Genomic DNA, 23029 nt, shown 5'->3' with positions numbered 1-23029 from the left:
CGTCAGACGGCGGCCGGGGAAGCCGCGCGCAGCGGGGCGAGCGCCCGCGCCCAGGCCAGCAGCTCGTCGACAAGCCCGCGCACCTCCGCCCCGTGCGGCTCCTGCGGCTTGAAGTCGGCGAAGTCCACGAAGTCCTCGCGCAGCGACAGCGCCACCTGCGGCCCGATGTCCGCCATCCGCAGCGGCCCCGCCTGCGCGCGCAGCTTCTGCACCGCCATCACCGCGCCGAAGATGCCGTACCCGACATAGCCGACCGGCTTGCCGCCCCACTCCTCGTAGAGGTAGTCGATGGCGTTGGTCAGGGCGGCGGGCGGGGCGGTGTTGTACTCGGGGGTGACGACTATGTAGGCGTCGCACGCGCCGATGCGCTCGGCCCAGCGCCGGGTGTGCGGGTGCCGCCCCGGAGCCATGCGCGCCGGGACGGCCTCGTCGAGCAGCGGCAGCGCGTGGTCCTTCAGGTCCACCAGCTCGAAGTCCGCGGCGTCGCCGACGTGTTCGGCCGCCACGTCCCGTACCCATCGGGCCACCTGCTCGCCGTTGCGGCCGGGGCGGGTGCTGCCGATGATGACGCCGATCCTGATCATGTCCGGTTCTCCTGTTCGGGTTCTGGTGTGCTCAGGGTGTGGTTGCGTGGTCCCTGGTCGGCCTCGCGGAGGATCGCCCAGATGTCCGCCACGGGACCCACGTGCCCGAGCTTGTCGGGGTTGAGCACCGAGCGGATCGTGTGGATCCGCCCGTCGAGGATGTCGAGCGCCCAGGTGTTGAGGACCCTGCCCTCGCGGTCGCGGAAGATCGCGCCGGGCTGTCCGTTCACCTCGTGCGGCTCCATGGCGCAGCCGACCCGGACGTACGACAGCAGGAGCGCTGCGAGCACCTGGGACACGTTCCCGGCACCGTGGAAGGCGGGCCTCCACTGCGGGGCCTTGCCGCCGCTGTCGCCGACCAGGGACGCGTCGGCGGCCAGCAGTTCCCGCAGCGCGTCGACGTCCCCTTCCCGGAAGGCGTCGAGGAACCGCCGGGCGAGTTGCTCGCGCTCGCGCCGGTCGGCCTCGAAGCGGGGCCGGCCCGCGTCCATGTGCCGGCGCGCCCGCACCGCGAGCTGGCGGCACGCCGCCTCCGATCGCCCGACGGCCGACGCGACCTCGGGGAAGCCGAAGGCGAACACCTCCCGCAGCACGAAGACCGCGCGCTCCAGCGGGGTGAGCCGTTCGAGCAGCAACAGGGCGGCCATCGACAGGGAGTCGGCCAGTTCCGCCGAGCGCTCCGGGTCCTGGTAGGGGTCGGCCAGCAGGGGCTCGGGGAACCACGGGCCGACGTACTCCTCGCGTCTGACCCGGGCCGAGCGCAGCACGTCGATCGAGATCCGGGTCACCACGGCCGAGAGGAAGGCCTTGGCGTTCGCGGGGCGCGCCGGGGAGGTCTCGTAGCGCAGCCAGGTCTCCTGGACCGCGTCCTCGGCCTCGCTCACGCTGCCCAGGACCCGGTAGGCGATCGAGAACAGCAGCGGCCGCAGCTCCTCGAACTCCTCGGCGGTACCTTCGTCGAATTCAGTCATCGCGTCGGCTGCCAGGGCACCGGGCCGTCCGCGTGGAAGAACCCGGCGGCGCTGCTGACGTTGACGATGCGCGGCGCGTGGCGGGTTCGTTCACGGTCCAGCTCCTGTCCGGGAGAGTCTGCGTTCGCTACCCGAGACGAGACAGCAGGACCGTTTGTGACATGGCGGGCCGCGCCGAGCGAGAGGTGAGGGCTCTAGAGCCAGTCCCGCCGCTTGAAGATGACGTACAGGCTGACGCAGACGACCCCCATCAACCCGATCGCGAAGGGGTATCCGAAGTTCCAGCCCAGCTCCGGCATGTCGTGGAAGTTCATGCCGTAGATGGTCCCGACCAGTGTCGGCGCGAACAGGATGGCCGCCCACGAGGAGATCTTCTTGACCTCCTCGTTCTGCTCGAACCCCGCCTCCGCCAGGGCCCGCATCTCCGCGTTCTGCTGCTGGGTGACCAGGGTCGCGTTGACGGTGAGGATCTCGGTGAGGGCCTGGCGGAAGCCGTCGACGCGTTCGCTGGTGTGGGTGACGTGGTCGGCGACGTCACGGAGGTAGCGCTGGAGTTCCTCGTCGGTCTCGTACTTGGCGAAACCCGCCATCAGACCGTGCAGCATGCCGACCAGCGGGCGGGTGGCGCGCTGGAACTCGACCATCTCGCGGGAGAGTTCGTAGATACGGCGGGAGACCTCGGGATCGCCGCGGAAGACCTCCGTCTCGATCTCGTCGATGTCGTTCTGGACGCCGGAGACGACCGGCGCGTAGCCGTCGACCACCGCGTCGAGGATCGCGTACAGGACCGCCTCGGGGCCCAGTTTCAGCAGCTCGGGGGAGTCCTCCATGCGGCGCCGGACCGCGGACAGGTCGGGGGCCGCGCCGTGCCGGACGGTGATGACGAAGTCGGGGCCGACGAAGACGTGCAGCTCGCCGAAGTCGACCTCCTCCGGTGCGTCCAGGTAGCGGGCGGCCCGCAGGACGACGAAGAGCGTGTCGCCGTAGCGCTCCAGCTTCGGCCGCTGGTGGGCCTCCATCGCGTCCTCGACCGCGAGCGGGTGCAGATCGAACTCGGCGGCCAGGGAGAGGAGTTCGTCCGCCGTGGGCCGGGCGAGGCCGATCCAGGCCATGCCCGAGGGCTGGTCGCGCAGCTCACGGAAGGTCTCGGCGAGCGTGGCGGGGGCGGAGACCCGGACGCCGTCCCGGTACAGCGCCGCCTGGACGACGCTCGCCGGCTCGGCCGGCTCGGCGGGCTCCGGGGCGGCCGCGGGAGTCTCGGTGGCGGGGGCCGCGGTGACGGTACGGCGCCAGACGGACCTGCGGCCGCCGTTTCTGCCGTGGGGGCGCTCGGACATCGGCTGCCTCTCCGTCGAGCCTGCGTACGGCGTGATCACGAAGCGGAATACGTGCAGGATAGCCGCGGTCTCCCGGTCCGGGCGCCCGGAACCGGTCCAGGGTTCGGTGAGAGTTACGGACAGAAGGTGTCCGCAAGCCGCGTTAGCGTGCGGGCATGACGAAGAGCAGCGCAGCTCCCCTCCTGGACACCCGGGCCCTGAACCGCGCCACCCTCGACCGGCAGCTCCTGCTGCGCCGCTCCCCGCTGTCCGCCGCGGACGCCGTACGGCACCTCCTCGGCCTCCAGGCGCAGAACGTCAGGCCCCCGTACTACGCCCTCGCCGCCCGCCTCGACGGCTTCGCCCCCGAGCGGCTGTCCGCGCTCATGGCCGCCCGCGAGGCCGTCCGGATCGTCACCCTGCGCTCCACCATCCACACCCACACCGCCGAGGACTGCCTGACCCTCAGGCCGCTGGTCCAGCCCGCCCGGGACCGGGAGCTGACGAACTTCCGCAAGGGCCTCGCCGGGGTCGACCTCGACCGGCTGGCCGCACTCGCCCGGGAGCTGGTCGAGGCCGAGCCGCGGACCATGGCCCAGCTGCGCGAGGCGCTCGGCACCGAGTGGCCGGACGCCGACCCGCAGTCCCTCGGCGTCGCCGCCCGCTGCCGGCTGCCCCTGGTCCAGGTGACCCCGCGCGGCCTGTGGGAGCGGAGCGGACAGGTGGCCCTGACGACGGCCGAGCACTGGCTGGGGCGCCCGGCCGAGCCGGCCCCCGCCTCCGACGCCGTGGTCCTGCGCTACCTCGCCGCGTTCGGCCCCGCCTCCGTCCAGGACATGCAGACCTGGGCCGGACTCACCCGGCTCAAGGGCACCTTCGAACGCCTGCGCCCGCGGCTCCTCACCTTCCGGGACCCGAGCGGAGTCGAACTGTTCGACCTGCCCGACGCGCCCCGCCCCGACCCCGGCACCCCGGCCCCGCCCCGCTTCCTCCCCGAGTTCGACAACCTGCTCCTCTCCCACGCCGACCGCACCCGCGTCATACCCGCCGAGTACTGGGGCCGCAGCTGGCAGGGCAACCAGGCCCACCGCACCCTCCTCGTCGACGGCTTCCTGGCCGGCCTGTGGAAGCTGGACGGCGACAGCCTGGTCATCGAGCCCTTCGGGACGCTGACGAAGGCCCAGCGGGAGGACGTGACCGCGGAGGGGGCGCGGATGCTGGCGACGATGCACCCCGGGACGTCGTACGACATCCGGTTCGGCACCGTCGTACGGCGCTGAGCCGCCCCCCGGACGTCTCAGCGCCGTACGCCGCATGGAGAGGGGGCGCTGCGGGCCGCTCGTGGTGGCCCGCAACGCCCCCTGGTATCTACCTGAGGGATGCTCAGGTGTTCTGCTTCCGGGTCACGAGTTGACCTGCGTGGTCACGAGGTTCGAGAAGGTGGTCAGCCGGGTGTACACACCCGGGTAACCCGCCTCCGCGCACCCCTCGCCCCAGGAAGTGATCCCTGCCAGGGCGCCCCCGATGAGCAGGGGACCGCCGCTGTCGCCCTGGCAGGTGTCTACGCCGCCGGACGTGTATCCGGCGCAAACCATGTCGGTCTGGACGAAGTCCGAACCGTAGGAGCTCTTGCAGCTGGTGTCGGCCACGATCGGGACGGTCGCGGTCCGCAGCTGGTTGGAGGAGCTGCCGTTCTCCGAGGTGGTGCCCCAGCCGAGGATCCGGGCCGTGGTGCCGGCCGCGTACACGCCCGTCTGGGACGAGGAGACGTACGACGCCGGGGTGTACGGCATCGACGTCGAGAGGGTCAGGACGGCCACGTCGTCGCCGTTGGTGGCGTCGGTGTAGTCCGGGTTGATCCAGATCTTGCTCACCCGGCTGACCGTGCCGTTCGTGCCGTTCAGGTAGGTCCGGCCGCCGACCACACGGACACTGCTGGTCGACTCGCCGACCATGCAGTGCGCGGCCGTCACGACCTTCTTGGCGGCCACCAGGGTGCCGCCGCAGAACTGGCTGCCGGACGCGTCCGTGATCTGCATCATGAAGGGGTACGCCGTGGTGGTGGTGGTCGTACCGCCCACGATGGGCTGGGGTGCGGCGTTCGCCGTGGGGGAGGCGAGCAACGCGGTCGCCGCGGCGGCGGCGGTGGCCACCAGGGTCGCGGCGGTCTTTCTGGCACGTCTTGACCCGAACATGAGTCTCCTCAGTGGGGGTTGCCGGTGGGGGGTCGCGCGGGTGGGGTTGTGCACGGGGGTCGCGGGACCGACCCCCGTATGCCCGGGCGAGCGGCACGCCCTTTACGCTAGGACCCGGAACCCTCGACTCCCAATGAGGGAACCCCCTAGGGGGTGGGGTGAGGGAAAACCCTCGGTCCGTGTCAGTTAACCTGGCGCGCCGTCACTTCGCGCGCCGCGCCGCCGCCAAACGGACGATGTCCACCCGTGAGCGGATCCCGAGCTTGCGGTAGACCCGGGTCAGGGTCGCCTCGACGGTCTTCACACTGACGAACAGCCGGGACGCGATCTCCCGGTTGGTGGCGCCCTCCATGACGAGCGCGGCGACCTGGCGCTCCATCGCGGCCAGACCCGCCAGCGCGTCCAGGGTCTCCGGCGAGGCGAGGGCCGGCTCGGGCTCCGGGGCGGTGAGGGCCTCGTCCACCTGGCGCAGCCACGGCAGCGCGCGGCAGCGCCGGAACAGCCGGGTGGCCTCGTCGTACGCCGCCGCCCTGCGCGGGCCGCCCTCCGGACGCCGGGTGCGCAGCTGGGCCAGCGCGAACGCGGCCCGGGCCTCCTCCAGACCGTAGCCGAGCTTCGCCAGCCGGTCCTGAGCGGACGTCAGCTGGGCGACGGCGGCCTCGTGGTCGCCGTGCGCGGCGCGCACCAGCGCCTCCGCACGGTCGAGCACGGCGATGACGCTCTCCCGGCCGAGCCGGAGGGCGTGCTCGCGGCTGGCGTCGATGACGTCCTGCGCCTCGGCCGGCTCACCGATGCGGACCAGCGCCTCGGCGAGGTCGCCGTGCCAGCGGCCGCGCGCCGGGTCGGTGATGCCGAGGCCCAGCTCCAGGCGGCGCACCCGGCGCAGCGAGCGGACCGTGCCCGCCGGATCGCCGGCCACCAACTGGGCGTACCCGAGCGCGCCCAGGGCCCGGGACAGGTACATCTGGTCGCCGTCCTCCTCGGCGTGCTCCACCGCCTCCCGGGCGAGCGCCAGCGCGCGGTCCACGTCCCCGCCGGAGGCCTCCGCGAGCGAGGTGAGCATCGCCGAGGCGGTCTCGCCGATACCGGAGTCCCGGGCGAGCCGGAGGCTGTCGCGGGCCAGCTCCAGGGCGCGGCCGCAGTGCCCGGCGCGCAGCTCCGTCTCGGCGAGGCCGCGCAGGAAGTGCACCTCGCTCTCCACCGAGCCGCGCCGGCGCACCTCGCGCAGCAGCGCGGTGACCGTCGCCCGGGCCTCGGCCAGCTGGTCGCCCATGACCAGCCAGCGGAACCGGGCACTGCCCGCGCCGTTGTGATGACAGGCCACTCTCGGGTCCTGGGGCTCCTTCAGGGCGCGCTTGATGGTCCGGGGGGCCTCCGGATGGCCCATCAGGGTCTCGGTCTGCGCCTGCAGGGCGAGGGCGAGCAGTTCGGTGCGCCGGTCGGCGCCGCGCTCGGCCAGCTCGGCGGCGTGCGCGGCCGCCTCCCGGGCCTCGGTGAAGTCGCCCTCCACGATCAGCGCCCGCCACGCCAGCTGGTAGTGGACCTGGGCCAGCAGCCGCGGGTCGTCGCCGGCGTCGGCGAGGGCCTGCGGGAAGACGGCGTCGACCTCCGCCATGGTGTGGCCGGCGGTGTCGATGACGTAGATCCAGGCCCGCACCCGGTCCGCGGGCACGGTCGCCCGGGTGAGCACCTCGCGGGCGATGTCCCGGGCCAGGTCGACCTCGCCGGCGGTGATCGCGTCCTCGGCGGCCTGCAGCCGCCGCTCGTCGGGGCCGGGCACGCTGTCGGCGGGGGTGTGCCGGGCGGCGAGGAGCCCCAGCTGGGCGGCGACCGACGGGGCACCGCGGTCCCGGGCGAGGGCGGCGGCCTCGGCGAGCCGGGCGGCCACCTCGGGGTCGGTGCCGGTGGTGGCGAGGGCGAGGTGCCGGGCCCGTTCGATCGGGTCGGAGGCGGCGGTGGACAGGGCCGCGTGGGCGGCCCGCCGCTCCTGGGCGGGCGCCTCCGCGTACAGCGCGGCGGAGATGAGCGGGTGCGCGAACCGTACGGCCGGCGCGTCCGGCTCGGTGGCGAGCAGCCCGAGTTCGGCGGCCTGGGCGCACTCGGCCTCGGCGTTCTCCCGGCCGGCCGCGTGCAGCAGCGCCGGGGTGGGGCGGGCGCCGGCGCTGGCCACCAGCAGGGTGCGGCGGGCCTCGACCGAGAGCATGTCCAGGCGGCTGAGCACCAGGGCGCGCAGCGAGGTCGGCACCGGCAGCGGCTCGCCCGGCCGGGGCGGGGTCGGGCTGTCGGCGAGGGCGCGGCCCAGCTCCAGGGCGAACAGCGGGTTGCCGGCGCTGGTGCGGTGGATCTCGCGGACGGTGGAGCGGGTCAGGCCGCCGTGCCCGCGGTGGTCGAGCAGCTGGGCGACCTGGGTGCGGGTGAGCGGGCCGAGCCGGACGGCGAGCGTGTCCGGCGGGCAGGCGCGTAGATGACGGTCGTACTCCTGGCTCTCCTGGCCCTCTGTGCGCGCCGCGCAGAGCAGCTGCACCGGGGTGCCCTCGAGGCGGCGGGCGGCGAAGCCGAGCAGTTCGGCGCTGGCCGGATCCAGCCACTGCAGGTCGTCGGCGACGACCAGGACCGGGCCCCGGGCGGCGAGCGCGCGCAGCGCGGAGAGCACCGCGAGGCGCAGCGCGAGGCCGTCGCGCTGGAGGCTGGACTCGCCGCGTCCGGTGAGCGCCGATTCCAGGGCGGTGCGCTGGGCGGCGGGCAGCCGCGGGGAGACGTCGTCGAGGACCAGACCGAGGAGGTCGGCGAGGGCCAGGAACGGAAGGTGGGATTCGGACTCCGTGGCGGAGCAGCGCAAGACGGTGCGCGCGCTGGCGCCGTATTCGTCGGCCAATGCCCGCAGGACGGTCGATTTCCCTATTCCGGCGGGGCCGTGCAGGAGCACACTGCCGCCCGAGGCGAGTTGGTCACGGGCCGAGGCGAACAGCTCCTCGCGGCCGATGAGCAGGTCGGGGCGGCATCGGGCAGGCTCCTGGAAGTCCCGTCGCACGGTCACCGCTCCCCTCCTGTGTCGTGTCCGGGCCAAATTCTAAGCAACGATCCTTTAAATTCGGACGGAAGCCGTGGTGAGGGAAATAACAAACGGTCACGCATAGGTAAATTCAAAGCGTCATCGCATGAATGGGCAAGTCTCCTTACGACTGCCGCGGAAGGCCCCCAGGGCCCGCCTACGGCAGCAGTCCCGCCCTGCGTGCCGCGGTCACCGCCTCTCCTCGTGTGTGTGCGCCCAGCTTCCGCATCGCCGAGCGCAGATACCCCTTCACCGTCTCCGGGCGCAGGCCCAGCTGTTCGGCCACGGCCGCGTTGGTCGCGCCCGCCGCCACCCAGGACAGCACGTCCAGCTCGCGTGGCGCCAGGCTCGCGCCCCCGGCGGGGCGGGGCACGGTGAGCAGCCCGCAGGCGGCCAGCAGTTCGCCGCGCAGGCCCGGGTCGGCGATCCGGGGCGCCAGCGCGCGCAGCGCCGCATGCGCCTCACGCACCTGCTCCCAGGCGGCACCCTGCCCAGGGGGCACCTCGACGGGCTCCGGCCGGGCCGCCGCCAGCAGCACCCGCGCCTCGTCCCGCACCACCAGCGCCTGCTCCACGTCCCGCGCCGCCGCCACCGCCGCGCCCAGCGTGCGGTCGCCCAGCGGCTGGGCCGAGCGCAGCGCGCCGTACAGCACCCCGCGCACCCGCCGCCGTACCACGACCGGCACCGCGAGCACCGAGCGGATGCCCTCGGCGGCCACCGGGACGTCGTACTCGTGGCTGATCTGCCGGGAGACCGAGTAGTCCGTGACCGCGCACGGCCGGGCCAGCGCGACCGCCTTGCCGCCCAGCCCGTTGCCGGAGGTCACCGCGAGCGAGCTGAGGGCGGCCGTCGTGGTGCCGCTCAGCTCGCTGATGCGGATCTGCGGCCGGCCGTACTCGACCAGGCCGCCGAAGGCGACCGGAAGCCCCGTGGTGCGCCGCAGCCGGACCAGCGCACCGCGTATCTCCACCGCCGCCACGGCCTGTGCTGACACCTCTTCGCTCCTTCGGCGCGGTCACGTGGGGGGACCACACCCCCGTTCGGGGGTAGTGAGACCTGCATCACGGATTAGACGATGCCAGAGAGCCGCCCGGCAATGGTCCGGAACTTAGGAGGACGCAGATGACGACGGCGACCGACGTCTTCAGGAACGCCCGGGACTTCCTGCTGGAGCACCGCGAGGACTACGCCACCGCCCACGCGGGCTTCGCCTGGCCGCGGCCCGAGCACTTCAACTGGGCGCTGGACTGGTTCGACGTGATCGCCGACGGCAACGACCGGACCGCCCTGCACATCGTCGAGGAGGACGGCACCGAGACCCGGCTGTCCTTCGCCGAGCTGGCCGAGCGCTCGAACCGGGTCGCGAACCACCTGCGCGCGCGGGGCGTCGCAGCCGAGGACCGCATCCTCGTCATGCTCGGCAACCAGGCCGAGCTGTGGGAGACCGCGCTGGCCGCGATGAAGCTGCGCGCGGTCGTCATCCCGGCCACCCCGCTGCTCGGCCCCGCCGACCTGCGCGACCGGGTCGAGCGCGGCCGGGTGAAGCACGTGCTGGTACGGGCCGAGGACACCGCCAAGTTCGCGGACGTGCCCGGCACCTACACCCGGATCGCGGTCGGCGGAGTGCCCGAGCGGGGCTGGGAGGCGTACGAGGACGCGTACACCGCCCCCGCCGACTTCGCCCCCGACGGGCCCACGCGGGCCGACGACCCGCTGATGCTGTACTTCACCTCCGGTACGACCGCCCGCCCCAAGCTGGTCGAGCACACCCACACCTCGTACCCCATCGGGCACCTGGCCACCATGTACTGGATCGGCCTCAGGCCCGGCGACGTGCACCTGAACATCTCCTCGCCCGGCTGGGCCAAGCACGCCTGGTCCAACCTGTTCGCGCCGTGGAACGCGGAGGCGACCGTCTTCATCCACAACTACACGCGCTTCGACGCGGGCCGGCTGATGGCCGAGATGGACCGGGCCGGGGTGACCACGTTCTGCGCCCCGCCGACCGTGTGGCGCATGCTCATCCAGGCCGACCTGACCCAGCTCGCCACCCCGCCCCGCGAGGTCGTCGCGGCCGGCGAACCGCTCAACCCCGAGGTCATCGAGCAGGTCCGCCGGGCCTGGGACGTCACCATCCGGGACGGCTTCGGGCAGACCGAGACCGCCGTCCAGGTCTCCAACAGCCCCGGCCAGCTCCTGAAGACCGGCTCCATGGGCCGGCCCAGCCCCGGCTACCGCGTCGAACTCCTCGACCCGGTCTCCGGCGCCCCCGGTGCCGCCGAGGGCGAGATCGCCCTCGATCTGTCCGAGCGCCCGGTGGGCCTGATGACCGGCTACCACGGCGACCCCGACCGCACCGCCGAGGCCATGGCCGGCGGCTACTACCGCACCGGCGACATCGCCGCCCGGGACGAGGACGGCTACCTGACGTACATCGGCCGCGCCGACGACGTCTTCAAGGCCTCCGACTACAAGATCAGCCCGTTCGAGCTGGAGAGCGCGCTGCTGGAGCACGAGGCGGTCGCCGAGGCGGCGGTCGTACCCGCGCCGGACGAGCTGCGCCTGGCCGTGCCCAAGGCGTACATCGTCCTCGCCGAGGGCTGGCAGCCCGGACCCGACACCGCCAAGGTGCTGTTCGAGCACTCCCGTGAGGTCCTCGCCCCCTACAAGCGCATCCGCCGCCTGGAGTTCGGCGCCCTGCCCAAGACCGTCTCCGGCAAGATCCGCCGGATCGAGCTGCGCGAGGCGACGGCCGCGGGCTCGGCCGACGAGTACCGCGAGGAGGACTTCCGGTGACCTCGGCATCGTCGTACACGCACGGCACGAGCGGGACGACCCTGCTCGGCGACACCATCGGCGCCAACCTGGACCGGGCCGTCGCGGCCTGGCCGGACCGCGAGGCGCTCGTCGACGTGCCGTCCGGTCGGCGCTGGACGTACGCCGAATTCGCCGCGGACGTGGATCAGTTGGCGCACGCACTGCTGGCGAGCGGGGTCGACAAGGGCGACCGGGTGGGCATCTGGGCGATCAACTGCCCCGAGTGGGTGCTGGTCCAGTACGCCACCGCCCGCATCGGCGCGATCATGGTGAACATCAACCCGGCCTACCGCACCCACGAGGTCGAGTACGTCCTCAACCAGGCCGGCATCTCGCTGCTCTTCGCCTCGCTCAGCCACAAGACGAGCGACTACCGGGCGATGGTCGAGGAGGTACGGGGCAGGTGCCCGCAGTTGCGGGAGACCGTATACATCGGCCACCCCGGCTGGGACGCGCTGATCGCCCGCGGGACCCCGGCGCCGTACCCGGACCTGTCCTGCGACGACCCGATCAACATCCAGTACACCTCGGGCACGACGGGCTTCCCCAAGGGGGCGACCCTCTCCCACCACAACATCCTCAACAACGGCTATTTCGTCGGGGAGATGATCGCCTACAGCGAGCAGGACCGGATCTGCATTCCCGTGCCGTTCTACCACTGTTTCGGCATGGTCATGGGGAATCTGGCGGCCACCTCGCACGGCGCCTGCATGGTCATCCCGGCGCCGTCCTTCGACCCGGAGGCCACGCTGGAGGCGGTCCAGCAGGAGCGCTGCACGTCCCTGTACGGCGTCCCGACCATGTTCATCGCGGAGCTGAACCTCCCCGACTTCGCGTCGTACGACCTCTCGTCCCTGCGCACCGGCATCATGGCGGGCTCGCCCTGCCCGGTCGAGGTGATGAAGCGGGTGGTCGCCGAGATGCACATGGAGGAGGTGTCCATCTGCTACGGCATGACCGAGACGTCACCGGTCTCCCTGCAGACCCGCATCGAGGACGACCTGGAGCACCGCACCGGCACCGTGGGCCGGGTCCTGCCGCACCTGGAGGTCAAGGTGGTCGATCCGGCCACCGGGGTCACCCGGCCGCGCGGCACGGCCGGCGAGCTGTGCACCCGCGGCTACAGCGTGATGCTCGGCTACTGGAACGAGCCCGGGAAGACCGCCGAGGCCGTCGACGCGGGGCGCTGGATGCACACCGGGGACCTCGCGGTGATGCGCGAGGACGGGTACGTGGAGATCGTCGGCCGGATCAAGGACATGATCATCCGGGGTGGCGAGAACATCTACCCGCGCGAGATCGAGGAGTTCCTCTACGCCCACCCGAAGATCCAGGACGTCCAGGTCGTCGGGGTGCCGCACGAGAGGTACGGCGAGGAGGTGCTGGCCTGCGTGATCCCGCGCGAGGCGGCCGACCCGCTCACCCTGGAGGACCTGCGCGCCTACTGCCAGGGCAGGCTCGCGCACTACAAGATCCCGAGCCGCCTCCAGATCCTCGACTCCTTCCCGATGACGGTGTCCGGGAAGGTGCGCAAGGTGGAGCTGCGGGAGACGTACGGAGTGCAGGGGGCCTAGGGGGCCCAGCGGGTCAGGCCTTGCCCGACCGGGCGAGGTTCCGTCCCGGGCCGTTCACCGGGGTCGGGGTGCCCGTGAGGTCGAGGACGAACAGGGGGACGCCCAGCGTGTCGGCGCCGGCGCGGGCGTCCTCGGCGTATCCCGCCAGGGAGAAGTAGACACAGCCCGCCGACTCCGTCATGGCCGTGAGCCACAGGCACTCCACGTCCCGCAGCGAGGCCGGGCGCACGGCGGGGTCCACCTGGGCGACCAGGCCGTGCGCGGCCAGGCCGATGCCGGACGGGGGCCGCTGGTCGGCGCGGCGGATGTCCCGGTAGCCGAGCCAGCGCAGATACAGCGCGGTGGCGGTGACGGCGTCGCGGGCGGTGCGGATGGTGACGGGCCGGAACGGGGTCCGTCCGCCGCTCTTCGGGGCGGGCGCGTCCGGCCGTGCGGTCGGCGACGGGGCGTCGCCCGGTACGGCCGCTTCCTCCGGTGCCGCCGGTGACACGGCGTCCCGCACCGCGATGCGCAGGACCGTGCCGCAGGGGCAGCCCAGCTCCGGGTGCGGCAACTGGTTGTCGCGCCCGCAGGCGGTGCAGCGCACGGTGACCCAGTCCTCGTCCCAGGAGCGGTGCGCGAGGACGGTGGGCCCGGCCGCCAGGTCCAGTCGCGGGGCGACCGGTCTGCCGCAGGCGCAGGGATACGGCGGCGCGGTGTAGACGTGCTCGCGCCGACAGGCCGGACAGCGCACCGGCACGCTCTCGGGCATGGCCACTCCAGGCGTCACGTCGGGACAGCGCTTCCCATCGTGCTCCTGTCGGCCCCTCCTTGTCCCTCTCTTGACGACCTTCGGGGACCCACCTACATTGATTTCAGATAGTAGAAGTTACTTTCCACAATACGGAAGTACTCACCGCGGGGCGCGAGGGGAGTACGCATCCGACAGCCGAAGCAGGAGTACTCGATGGCTCGTATGACCGCTGCCCGAGCGGCAGTTGAGATCCTCAAGCGCGAGGGCGTCACGGACGCCTTCGGTGTGCCGGGCGCGGCGATCAACCCGTTCTACAAGGCGCTCAAAGAGGGTGGCGGCATCAACCACACCCTCGCCCGCCACGTCGAGGGCGCCTCGCACATGGCCGAGGGCTACACCCGCACCAAGCCGGGCAACATCGGCCTCTGCATCGGCACGTCCGGCCCTGCCGGCACCGACATGATCACCGGCCTGTACTCGGCCATCGGCGACTCCATCCCGATCCTGTGCATCACGGGCCAGGCGCCCACGCATGTGATCCACAAGGAGGACTTCCAGGCCGTCGACATCGCCTCGATCGCCAAGCCGGTCACCAAGATGGCGGTCACCGTCCTGGAGGCCGCGCAGGTCCCCGGCGTCTTCCAGCAGGCCTTCCACCTGATGCGCTCCGGCCGTCCCGGCCCGGTCCTGATCGACCTGCCGATCGACGTCCAGCTCACCGAGATCGAGTTCGACCCGGAGACGTACGAGCCGCTCCCGGTCTACAAGCCGGCCGCGACCCGCGCCCAGATCGAGAAGGCGATCTCCTTCCTCCTGGAGTCCGAGCGCCCGCTGATCGTCGCCGGCGGCGGCATCATCGGCGCCGACGCGGCCGACCTGCTGGTCGAGTTCGCCGAGCTGACCCAGACCCCGGTCGTCCCGACCCTGATGGGCTGGGGCACCCTGGCCGACGACCACGAGCTGAACGCCGGCATGGTCGGTGTCCAGACCTCGCACCGCTACGGCAACGCGAACTTCCTGGAGTCCGACTTCGTCCTCGGCATCGGCAACCGCTGGGCCAACCGCCACACCGGCTACAAGCTCGACGTCTACCGCCAGGGCCGCAAGTTCGTCCACGTCGACATCGAGCCCACGCAGATCGGCAAGATCTTCCCGCCGGACTACGGTGTCGTCTCCGACGCCAAGGCCGCGCTGGAGCTGTTCGTCGAGGTCGCCAAGGAGCTGAAGGCCGAGGGCAAGCTGCCCGACCGCGCCGACTGGGTCGCCTCCACCCAGGAGCGCAAGGCCACCCTCCTGCGCCGTACGCACTTCGACAACGTGCCGATGAAGCCGCAGCGCGTGTACGAGGAGATGAACAAGGCCTTCGGCCCGGAGACCCGGTACGTCACCACGATCGGCCTCTCCCAGATCGCCGGCGCGCAGATGCTGCACGTCTACAAGCCGCGTCACTGGATCAACTGCGGCCAGGCCGGCCCGCTCGGCTGGACCATCCCGGCCGCGATCGGCGTCGCCAAGGCCGACCCGGAGTCCCCGGTCGTCGCGCTCTCCGGTGACTACGACTTCCAGTTCCTGATCGAGGAGCTGGCGGTCGCCGCGCAGCACAAGATCCCCTACGTCCACGTTCTCGTGAACAACGCCTACCTGGGCCTGATCCGTCAGGCGCAGATGGGCCTGGACATCAACTTCCAGGTCAACCTGGAGTTCGAGAACATCAACGCCCCCGAGCTGGGCGTCTACGGCGTCGACCACGTCAAGGTCGCCGAGGGCCTCGGCTGCAAGGCGATCCGGGTCACCGAGCCGGACCAGCTCGGCGCCGCCTTCGAGCAGGCGAAGAAGCTGGCCGCCGAGTACCAGGTGCCGGTCGTCGTCGAGGCGATCCTGGAGCGGATCACCAACATCTCGATGAGCCGCACCATGGACATCAGCGACATCTCCGAGTTCGAGGACCTGGCCACCGAGCCCGGCCACGCACCGACGTCGATCAAGCCGCTGAAGGTCTGATCCGACAGAAGCACCCCAGGGGCGGCCCATCCGGGAAGGATGGGCCGCCCCTCACGCATGTGCCCGACCGACTCTCGGCCCTCGTCGCCGACGATGCCGCATGTCCGCGGACGCCGGCTCTCAGTCGAATCCGCCGCCTCCGTACCCGCCGCCGTAGTCGTGGCCACCGTGCGAGTGGCCGCCGTGGCCGCCGCCGGGATCGTGGTTGTTGCCGTTCCAGCCGGTCTGGCCCTCGTCGCCGGTGATGCCGCGGATGCCGCTGCCCCGGCCGAAGGGGAAGAGGCCCTCGTCGGCGAGGGTGCCGCGGCCGGTGAGGCCGGAGTCGCGGGCGAAACGGGGCAGTAGGGCCGTCAGGGCCCGGTCGCCGTACAGCGCGACGGCGAGCAGCACTTCGTCCTCCGCCAGGCCTTCGGGGCCGGCGGGCAGCGGGTGGCGCTCGCGCAGCTCCGCCAGGTGGCGGCGGGCCGCACGGGTGCGGCCGGGTGGCAGGGACCGCAGCAGGCCGGCCGCCGCGAGTTCGGCCCGCATCTGGGCCAGGGCCCGCCGCACCATCACCCTGCCGGGCAACTCCCGCGGTCCGGCGGGCCGGTAGAGGCCGGTGCGTACCGCCTTCTCCAGGGGATGGCGGAACGGCACGGCGTCCCGCGTCCCCGTTCGGCGCAGGGTGCCCGGGCGGCCCGACTCGACCGCGCCGCGCAGATGCAGCCCGAGGACGGCGACGGTCACGGCGGCGCGGTCGCCGCCCCGCAGCAGGGCGACCGCGCAAGGGTCCGGCGGAATCGACGTCGTACGGTCCATGAGACACCCCCCCCGTACGGGACCCGCCGCCCCCGTGCCGGCGGGCCCCGTGTGTCGGTGTTGTGCCCGCCGGTGACGGTCGTCGAAGCCTCTCTCGCGGTGTTCAGAGGTTGATTTGAGGGTTGCGTAGGCCGGGTACGGCCGCTGCCGTACCCGGCGTGACTAGACCTCGTGCTCCGACAGGCCCGGCCAGTCGTCCGGCCCGCCGCCCTGCCATTCGATGAGGTCGCTCTCCTCGACCTCGATCCGGTCCAGGTCGGCCAGCCGCAGGATCTCGATGACATCGTCCAGGTGGGAGGCGAGCCCCAGGGTCACATCCCCCTCGGTGACGCGCCGGGAGCCGTCGAGGGCCGGAGCGTGGACAACGATGTGCGGGTACTGCGTCGGATTGCCCATGGGTTCAGCGTCCTGCGGAAGCGGCACGAGCGCACCCCCGGAGCCCGGACGGAGCCTGGACGGAGTCCGGACAGCACGAAAGCGCCCCCTGAGCAGGGGGCGCTTCGGTGCCGTGTGGTGACCGCCCGACGGCGCGAGGCTGGGCGCGACAGGACATTCGCGCCGCCGGACGGAGTCTCCGGGTGGGCTGGGACCGCGGCGGATGCGACGGAACCGGGAGCTCTTCCCTCTGGTCGAGAAGGGGACTCGGATCCTTTACCACCGCACTGGCTCACACACCGCCGCGGTCCTCGCCTTGCCCGCGAGCTGTTCCGACCGGCCACCCCTCATCCGGGCCGTTCGGCTGCCGCGGGCCGTTTGTGGCCTCAGTCCTCGCGCAGGGCGCGGACCGCCTCCTCGACGCGCTTGCCGTACTCCGGGTCGGCGGCGTGGAAGTGGGCCAGGTTCTTCTCGATCACGTCGTCGCGGGAGACCTGCGAGAGGCCGCCGGCGATGTTCGCGACGAGGCGGGACTTCTCGTCCTCCGACATCAGGCGGTACAGCTCGCCCGCCTGGAAGAAGTCGTCGTCCTTGGTGTGCAGCGGGGCCTCGTGGGTGCCGGTGTGACCGGAGACCGCCAGCGGGGCCGACAGCGGGCGGCCGGTCTCCACCGGGCCGTCGTACGAGTTCGGCTCGTAGTTCTTGGCGCCGCGGCCCTGGGCGTTGGACGCCATGAAGCCGTCGCGGCCGTAGTTCTGCGCGGTCGTCGCCTTCGGGGCGTTGACGGCGAGCAGGGTGTGGTTGACGCCCAGGCGGTAGCGGTGGGCGTCCGCGTAGGCGAACAGCCGGCCCTGGAGCATCTTGTCGGGCGAGGGGCCGATGCCCGGAACGAAGTTGTTCGGGGAGAACGCGGCCTGCTCGACCTCGGCGAACACGTTGTCCGGGTTGCGGTCCAGCACCAGCCGGCCCACCCGCTGCAGCGGGTAGTCCTTGTGCGGCCACACCTTGGTCAGGTCGAACGGGTTGAAGCGGTAGTCGGCCGCCTCGGCCGCCGGCATGAGCTGGACGTAGAGCGTCCAGGACGGGTGCACACCGCGCTCGATGGCCTGCAGCAGGTCCGTCTGGTGCGAGTTGGGGTCCTTGCCCGCCAGCTCGGCGCCCTGCTCGGCGGAGAGGGAGCGGATGCCCTGGTTCGTCTTGAAGTGGTACTTGACGAAGAAGGCCTCGCCCTCGGCGTTCGTCCACTGGTAGGTGTGCGAGCCGTAGCCGTTCATGTGGCGGTACGACGCCGGGATGCCGCGGTCGCCCATCAGCCAGGTCACCTGGTGCGTGGCCTCGGGGGCGTGCGCCCAGAAGTCCCAGACGTTGTCCGGCTCCTGCTTGCCGGTGAACGGGTCCCGCTTCTGCGAGTGGATGAAGTCGGGGAACTTGATCGGGTCCTTGATGAAGAACACCGGGGTGTTGTTGCCGACGAGGTCGTAGTTGCCCTCTTCGGTGTAGAACTTCACCGCGAAACCGCGCGGGTCACGGACCGCGTCCGCACCGCCGAGGGAGTCGGCGACCGTGGAGAAGCGCAGGAACACCTCGGTGCGCTTGCCGATCGCGCTGAGGAAGTCGGCGTGGGTGAAACCGGTGACGTCGTCCGTCACCTCGAAGTGGCCGTACGCGCCGGAGCCGCGGGCGTGCACCACACGCTCCGGGATCCGCTCGCGGTTGAAGCGCGCGAGCTTCTCCAGGAGGTGCTGGTCCTGGAGCAGCAGCGGGCCGCCGACGCCGGCGGAGGCTGAGTTCTGGTTGTCGGCGACCGGGGCGCCGGACTCTGTCGTGAGCACGCGCTTCGACATCGTGACCTTCCGTGCGAGAGGGCAGCGGGAATCTTCGGATTTTTCGGAAACAGACTTCCGCTTTATGGAGCTTCCGCTGGCGTGAGCCTAGGTTCGGGTGAACGAGACGTCAACAGTTTGTTGAAGGCAATTCCGGGCCGCGGTGCCGCCTGGGCGCGACAGGACAGGTGTCAGCGACACCGCGGCCCGGAAGTCTCAGGGGGTCGTCAGACCTGGGCGCCGGAGAGGCGCTCCACGGCCCGCAGCAGGGCCGAGTGGTCCAGGCCGCCGTCGCCCTGGGCGCGCAGCGAGGCGACCAGCTGGGCGACCACGGCACCGACCGGCAGGGCGGCGCCGACGTTGCGGGCGGCGTCGGTGACGATGCCCATGTCCTTGTGGTGCAGGTCGATGCGGAAGCCCGGCTTGAAGTCGCGGTTGAGGAAGTTGTCCTTCTTGCGCGTCAGCACGGTCGAGCCGGCGAGGCCGCCATTGAGGACGTCCAGCGCGGCCTGGAGGTCCACGCCGGACTTCTCCAGGAAGACCACGGCCTCGGCGCAGGCCTGGATGTTCACGGCGACGATCAGCTGGTTGGCCGCCTTCACGGTCTGGCCGCTGCCGTGCGGACCGCACAGCACGATGGTCTTGCCCAGCGCCTCGAGGATCGGCTTGGCCTGGTCGAAGTCGGCCTGCTCGCCGCCGACCATGATCGACAGCACGGCCTCGATGGCACCGGCCTCGCCGCCGGAGACGGGGGCGTCCAGCACGCGGATGCCCTTGTCCTTGGCCGCCTTCGCCAGGTCCACGGAGGTCTGCGGGGTGATCGAGGACATGTCGATCAGCAGGGCGCCCTGCTTGGCGTTCTCCAGGATGCCGTCGGGGCCGTAGGAGATGGCCTCGACGTGCGGGGAGGCGGGCACCATCGTGATGACCACGTCGGCGTCGCGCACGGCCTCGGCGATCGAGCCGGCCGCGCTGCCGCCGGCGGCGGCCAGGCGGTCCAGCTTGTCCTGCTCCAGGGTGAAGCCGGTGACCTGGTAACCCGCCTTGATCAGGTTCTCGGACATGGGAGAGCCCATGATGCCGAGGCCGATCCACGCAATCGCCGGGCGGGTCGGGTGGGAAGAATCCGTAAGGTTGCTCATGATTGGGGGTGCCTCTCTCAACTGCCTTGCAAAGTCAGGGGGGTTCAGCGCGCTGCGCGCGGGAGCCACTCGAAGGCCTCGGCGCTCGGGCGGTCGCCGGCCTTGTACTCCAGGCCGACCCAGCCGTCGTAACCGGCCTTCTTCAGCTGGTCGAGCAGTTCCTCCAGCGGGAGCGAACCCGTCCCGGGGGCGCCGCGGCCGGGGTTGTCGGCGATCTGGACGTGGCCGGTCTTCGCCGCGTACTGCTCGATGACCGAGGGCAGGTCCTCGCCGTTCATGGACAGGTGGTACAGGTCCATCAGGAACTTCGCGTTCCCGAGGCCCGTCGCCTCGTTGACCTTGTCCACGACCTCGATCGCGGCCGGCGCCGACACCAGCGGGTACAGCGGCGACTCGGGCCGGTTCAGCGCCTCGACCAGCAGGATCGCGCCGATCCGGTCGGCGGCCCGGGCCGCGAGGGCGAGGTTCTCCAGGGCGAGCGCGTCCTGCTCGGCCGGGTCCACGCCCTCGACGCGGTTGCCGTAGAGCGCGTTGAGCGCCTTGCAGCCGAGGGAGGCCGCGAAGTCCGCCGCCACGTCGATGTTGGCGCGGAACCTCTCCGACTCCTCGCCCGGGATCGACAGGGCGCCGCGGTCCGGGCCCGGCAGCTGGCCGGCGTAGAAGTTCAGCCCCGTGAGCTGGACGCCCGCGTCCTCGATCGCCTTCTTCAGGGCGTCGAGCTCGGACTGCTCGGGGGTGGCGGAGTCGACCCAGGGCCACCACAGCTCGACCGCCGTGAAGCCCGCCGCGGCGGCGGCCGCGGGGCGCTCCAGGAGCGGGAGTTCCGTGAAGAGGATCGACAGGTTGACGTTGAAGCGCTGGTCTGCGAATCCCATTCGGGCCGCGCTCCCTTCCCTAGGAATTCCGTATTGCGGAAGTTCATTTCTGCTTAATGGAAGATTGCCTGCGGCCGGGGGTGACTGTCAAGAGCGGGCACGAAAAAGTGCCCCCGCGCGGGCTGCGCGGGGGCACTTCCTGTGCCTGGTCAGAGGGCGTCGACGGCACTCACCTTCCAGCCGTCGGCGGTGCGGGCGAGCGTCATCCGCACCCGGTTGAGGTCCAGGCGGGCGCCCGACACCTGGGTGCTCTGCGTGATCTGGTTGACGAAGAGCAGCACGATCGCCCTGTCCGGTGCGGCGGACACGACGGAGACCGCCGGGGCGCCGCCGTCCGTGGGCGCCGCCACCGTCGCCTTCACCACGCCGTGGTACTTCTTCGCGGTCGGCCCGACCACCGTCTTCGTCGTCCTGCCGTACTGGTCGCGGAACGCGCCGGTCAGCAGGGCACGTGCCCGGGCGAAGTCGCGGTCCAGGTGGCGGTAGTCGTACGACAGCACGACCGGCGCGGCCTTCCGGGCGGCGGCGAGGGCCTCGGTGCGGGCCCGTGCCGTCTGCTGTCCCTGCCGGTACTGCCACCCGAGGACGGCGGCCGCGGCCAGGGCCGCCACGAGCGCGAGGCAGAGTGCCGCGGTGAGCACCCTCGGGAGGCCGGGCGGGCGCGCGGGCGCGCTCTCCTGCTCGTCGGCGTCCGGCTCCGGCGCCGGCTCCGGCGGGTCGTCCCAGCCGCCCGGGGGCTCGATGACCACGGTGTGTCCCGAGAGCCGTTCCTCGGCCCTGTGGGTGGTCTCGTCGTGCTCCGGCCGCCCGGCGCGCTTGGCCGCCGCGCGGGCGGCCGCGGTCAGGGTGCGCCGGGCCGGGGAACCGGTGCCGCGGGTTCGGGTGGTCGGGTTCGCCACGGTGTCTCTCCTCACTGCCTGCCTCATCGGCTCAGCCCACGAACTCGACGTCGGAGGTCAGCCAGCGGCCGGCCACGCGCACCAGGTCGAGCTGGAGTCGGTAGGTCCGCGCCTGTCCCTCGGGCGCGGCGGTGTTGGTCACCTTGCTGTCGGCCACCACCAGGACCCGGGCCGAGCGCTCGTCGGACCGCACGATGCCCGCTTCCAGGACCTGCCCCTCGGACACCGACTTGTTCTGGGCGACGAGCTTCGTCAACTGCGCGCTCTGCGCAGTGAACTGCTTCTTGAAGTCGCCGGTGGCGCCCTTCAGCACGTTGCCGCTGTCCCGGCCGTAGTGCCGGTAGTCGAGCGAGGTGAAGTTCAGCGCCGACTGGCGGGCCGCCGCCAGCACGTCCTGGCGGCGTTGTTCCGCCGCGCGCTGGTCGGCCAGCCGCAGCCCCAGCCAGACGGACAGCGCGGTCGCCAGGACGGTCGCGGCGACGAGACCCACCCCCAGCGACCTCATGCGCCTGATGCCATCGGTCCAACGAGCAGCCATTGCCACGACTCCTTTCCGAATACGGCCTGTTCGCCGCCCGTCGAGCCGATCCCGACGGATGTCTGTCTTGGGCCGGCCGACGCGCCCGGGGCGTTCTGCGCGCCGCGCACCGAGGTCGCGCCGCCGCGCGGTGCCGCGCAGTGCGCGCCGGTGTTCGCCGGGCGTGTGCCGGTGTCGGCGGGGTCGCGTCGCCGCGTGCCGTAGCCCTGGGTGCACGGCGGCGGGTCGTCGGCATTGAGGACCAGTCCGAAGTGGGTGGTGCCGTCGCCGGGGACGACGGTGTAGCTGCCCGCGACGGTGAGCGGAAGGGTCACCAGGGCCTGCTCCACGCCGGGCAGCCGGGCCACGGTGACCTGGCCGCCGCTGATGAGGTTGGCCAGCAGGACCGACAGGCCGGGCCCCGTGGACTTCAGCAGCGAGTTGACCTCCTGGGCGGCGGGCGCCGTGTTGCCGATCAGCCTGCGCAGATCCCCGTCGCTCGACTTCAGCTGCGCGGTGAGCGTGGCCAGGTCGCGGGAGAACGACTTGATCGCCGAGCCCTGGTCGGCCTGGGTCTTGAGCACCTTCCGCGAGTCCTCGATCAGCGACACCGTCTCCGGGAGCGACTCGGACGCCGACTCGACCAGCTCGTTGCCGGAGTCCACCAGGCGGCTCAGGTTCGGTCCGGTGCCGGCGAAGGCCTTCCCCAGCTCGTCGACGGTGGTGCGCAGATCGTCCTTGCCGACCGAGTTCACCAGCCGGTCGAGGCTGAGGACGAGGTCGGTGACCGGCAGCGGGGTCCGGGTGCGGCCGCGCGGGATCGGGCTGCCGTCGATCAGGTACGGGCCGCCCGAGCGGCGCGGCTGGAGATCGACGTACTGCTCACCCACGGCCGAGCGGTTGGCGACCACGGCCAGGGTGTCGGCCGGGATCCGAGGCGCGCCGTCCTCGATCCTCAGGGACACCGAGACCCCGGAACCGGTCAGCCGCAGATCGCCCACCCGGCCCACCGGCACCCCCCGGTAGGTGACCTCGGAGCCGGGGAACACGCCCCCGGACTCGGCGAAGTCGGCGTGCACGGTGTAGCCGCGGTCGAGGACGTCGTCCACCAGGCCCGTGTACTCGGCGCCGACGTACGACACCCCCACGGCGGTGACGGTCGCGAAGGCCAGCAACTGGGCCTTGACCGTACGTGTGATCACGGCAGCATCCCCTTCAGCATCAGCTCGGCGAGGCCGACGTCGATCCCCTGCGGGAGGCGGTGCGAGCCGTCCCCGGTGCCGTAGGCCGCCGTGCACACCGGCGGGCACAGCAGGGTGCTGCCGTCGGAGGGCGTCGAGGGGACAGGGGGCACGGA

Annotated in this window: 19 protein-coding genes; 4 read left to right on the top strand and 15 right to left on the bottom strand. The window is 72.0% G+C overall.

All coding sequences use genetic code 11. From position 1 onward, the window contains the following. Positions 1 to 2: 2 nt before the first annotated feature. The 3 genes from BEK98_RS30130 to BEK98_RS30120 form a co-directional block, all read right to left on the bottom strand. Entirely contained in the window at positions 3 to 584 is a 582-nt protein-coding gene (locus BEK98_RS30130; RefSeq protein WP_094219863.1) for an NADPH-dependent FMN reductase, read from the bottom strand. Further along, positions 581 to 1555 (bottom strand): RNA polymerase sigma-70 factor, encoded by a 975-nt coding sequence (locus BEK98_RS30125; RefSeq protein ID WP_094219862.1) that lies wholly within the window; start codon positions 1553 to 1555, stop codon positions 581 to 583. The genes BEK98_RS30130 and BEK98_RS30125 overlap by 4 nt, the downstream gene beginning before the upstream one ends. 194 nt (positions 1556 to 1749) lie before the next feature. Next, entirely contained in the window at positions 1750 to 2892 is a 1143-nt protein-coding gene (locus BEK98_RS30120) for a magnesium and cobalt transport protein CorA (RefSeq protein ID WP_208643271.1), read from the bottom strand. 155 nt (positions 2893 to 3047) lie between these two features. Between BEK98_RS30120 and BEK98_RS30115 the strand changes: the two genes are divergently transcribed. Next, a complete protein-coding gene (locus BEK98_RS30115) occupies positions 3048 to 4151 on the top strand; it encodes a winged helix DNA-binding domain-containing protein (protein ID WP_094219861.1) in 1104 nt (367 codons plus the stop codon). Positions 4152 to 4274: 123 nt separating this feature from the next. Here the strand turns inward: BEK98_RS30115 and BEK98_RS30110 are convergent, their stop codons facing one another. From BEK98_RS30110 to BEK98_RS30095, 3 genes are all read right to left on the bottom strand, one after another. After that, positions 4275 to 5066, bottom strand: a complete 792-nt coding sequence (locus BEK98_RS30110) for a S1 family peptidase (RefSeq protein WP_094219860.1) — start codon at positions 5064 to 5066, stop codon at positions 4275 to 4277. Between the two features lie 202 nt (positions 5067 to 5268). Next, complete coding sequence (locus BEK98_RS30100) at positions 5269 to 8103, bottom strand: ATP-binding protein (RefSeq protein ID WP_094219858.1); 2835 nt, start codon at positions 8101 to 8103, stop codon at positions 5269 to 5271. A 172-nt stretch (positions 8104 to 8275) separates the two neighbouring features. Beyond that, the gene (locus BEK98_RS30095) at positions 8276 to 9112 is read right to left on the bottom strand and encodes a helix-turn-helix transcriptional regulator (protein ID WP_094219857.1); all 837 of its coding nucleotides are present in this window, start codon (positions 9110 to 9112) and stop codon (positions 8276 to 8278) included. Between the two features lie 128 nt (positions 9113 to 9240). On the opposite strand from BEK98_RS30095, the gene BEK98_RS30090 reads away from it, so the two are divergent. Continuing rightward, positions 9241 to 10914 (top strand): AMP-binding protein, encoded by a 1674-nt coding sequence (locus BEK98_RS30090; RefSeq protein ID WP_094219856.1) that lies wholly within the window; start codon positions 9241 to 9243, stop codon positions 10912 to 10914. Next, complete coding sequence (locus tag BEK98_RS30085; protein WP_094219855.1) at positions 10911 to 12509, top strand: AMP-binding protein; 1599 nt, start codon at positions 10911 to 10913, stop codon at positions 12507 to 12509. Before BEK98_RS30090 ends, BEK98_RS30085 begins: the two co-directional genes overlap by 4 nt. A 13-nt stretch (positions 12510 to 12522) precedes the next feature. Here BEK98_RS30085 and BEK98_RS30080 read toward each other — a convergent pair whose 3' ends face one another. After that, positions 12523 to 13260 carry a hypothetical protein gene (locus tag BEK98_RS30080; RefSeq protein WP_094219854.1) on the bottom strand — a complete coding sequence of 246 codons (738 nt, stop codon included), beginning with the start codon at positions 13258 to 13260 and terminating at the stop codon, positions 12523 to 12525. Between the two features lie 195 nt (positions 13261 to 13455). Between BEK98_RS30080 and gcl the strand changes: the two genes are divergently transcribed. After that, complete coding sequence (gcl, locus tag BEK98_RS30075) at positions 13456 to 15243, top strand: glyoxylate carboligase (protein WP_094219853.1); 1788 nt, start codon at positions 13456 to 13458, stop codon at positions 15241 to 15243. Positions 15244 to 15363: 120 nt separating this feature from the next. On the opposite strand, the gene BEK98_RS30070 is transcribed toward gcl, so the two are convergent. The 8 genes from BEK98_RS30070 to BEK98_RS30035 all read right to left on the bottom strand — a co-directional run bounded on the left by BEK98_RS30070 (position 15364) and on the right by BEK98_RS30035 (position 22874). Beyond that, complete coding sequence (locus BEK98_RS30070; protein WP_094219852.1) at positions 15364 to 16041, bottom strand: TIGR04222 domain-containing membrane protein; 678 nt, start codon at positions 16039 to 16041, stop codon at positions 15364 to 15366. A gap of 162 nt (positions 16042 to 16203) precedes the next feature. Further along, on the bottom strand, positions 16204 to 16437 hold the full coding sequence (locus tag BEK98_RS30065; RefSeq protein WP_094219851.1) for a hypothetical protein: 234 nt from the start codon (positions 16435 to 16437) through the stop codon (positions 16204 to 16206). Positions 16438 to 16802: 365 nt separating this feature from the next. Then, positions 16803 to 18260 (bottom strand): catalase, encoded by a 1458-nt coding sequence (locus tag BEK98_RS30060; protein ID WP_094219850.1) that lies wholly within the window; start codon positions 18258 to 18260, stop codon positions 16803 to 16805. 206 nt (positions 18261 to 18466) lie between these two features. Next, on the bottom strand, positions 18467 to 19381 hold the full coding sequence (locus BEK98_RS30055) for a 2-hydroxy-3-oxopropionate reductase (RefSeq protein ID WP_094219849.1): 915 nt from the start codon (positions 19379 to 19381) through the stop codon (positions 18467 to 18469). 44 nt (positions 19382 to 19425) lie between these two features. Further along, entirely contained in the window at positions 19426 to 20256 is an 831-nt protein-coding gene (locus BEK98_RS30050) for a TIM barrel protein (protein WP_094219848.1), read from the bottom strand. Positions 20257 to 20405: 149 nt separating this feature from the next. Further along, positions 20406 to 21155 (bottom strand): hypothetical protein, encoded by a 750-nt coding sequence (locus tag BEK98_RS30045; protein WP_094219847.1) that lies wholly within the window; start codon positions 21153 to 21155, stop codon positions 20406 to 20408. Between the two features lie 31 nt (positions 21156 to 21186). Next, on the bottom strand, positions 21187 to 21660 hold the full coding sequence (locus tag BEK98_RS30040; RefSeq protein WP_094219846.1) for a hypothetical protein: 474 nt from the start codon (positions 21658 to 21660) through the stop codon (positions 21187 to 21189). Further along, complete coding sequence (locus BEK98_RS30035) at positions 21657 to 22874, bottom strand: MCE family protein (protein ID WP_094219845.1); 1218 nt, start codon at positions 22872 to 22874, stop codon at positions 21657 to 21659. The genes BEK98_RS30040 and BEK98_RS30035 overlap by 4 nt, the downstream gene beginning before the upstream one ends. Positions 22875 to 23029 lie beyond the last annotated feature (155 nt).

The sequence above is a fragment of the Streptomyces diastatochromogenes genome (assembly GCF_002242805.1).
Classification (GTDB): domain Bacteria; phylum Actinomycetota; class Actinomycetes; order Streptomycetales; family Streptomycetaceae; genus Streptomyces; species Streptomyces diastatochromogenes.
The sequence above is the reverse complement of the archived record's forward strand: the minus strand, read 5'-3'. Positions and strand labels throughout refer to the sequence as shown.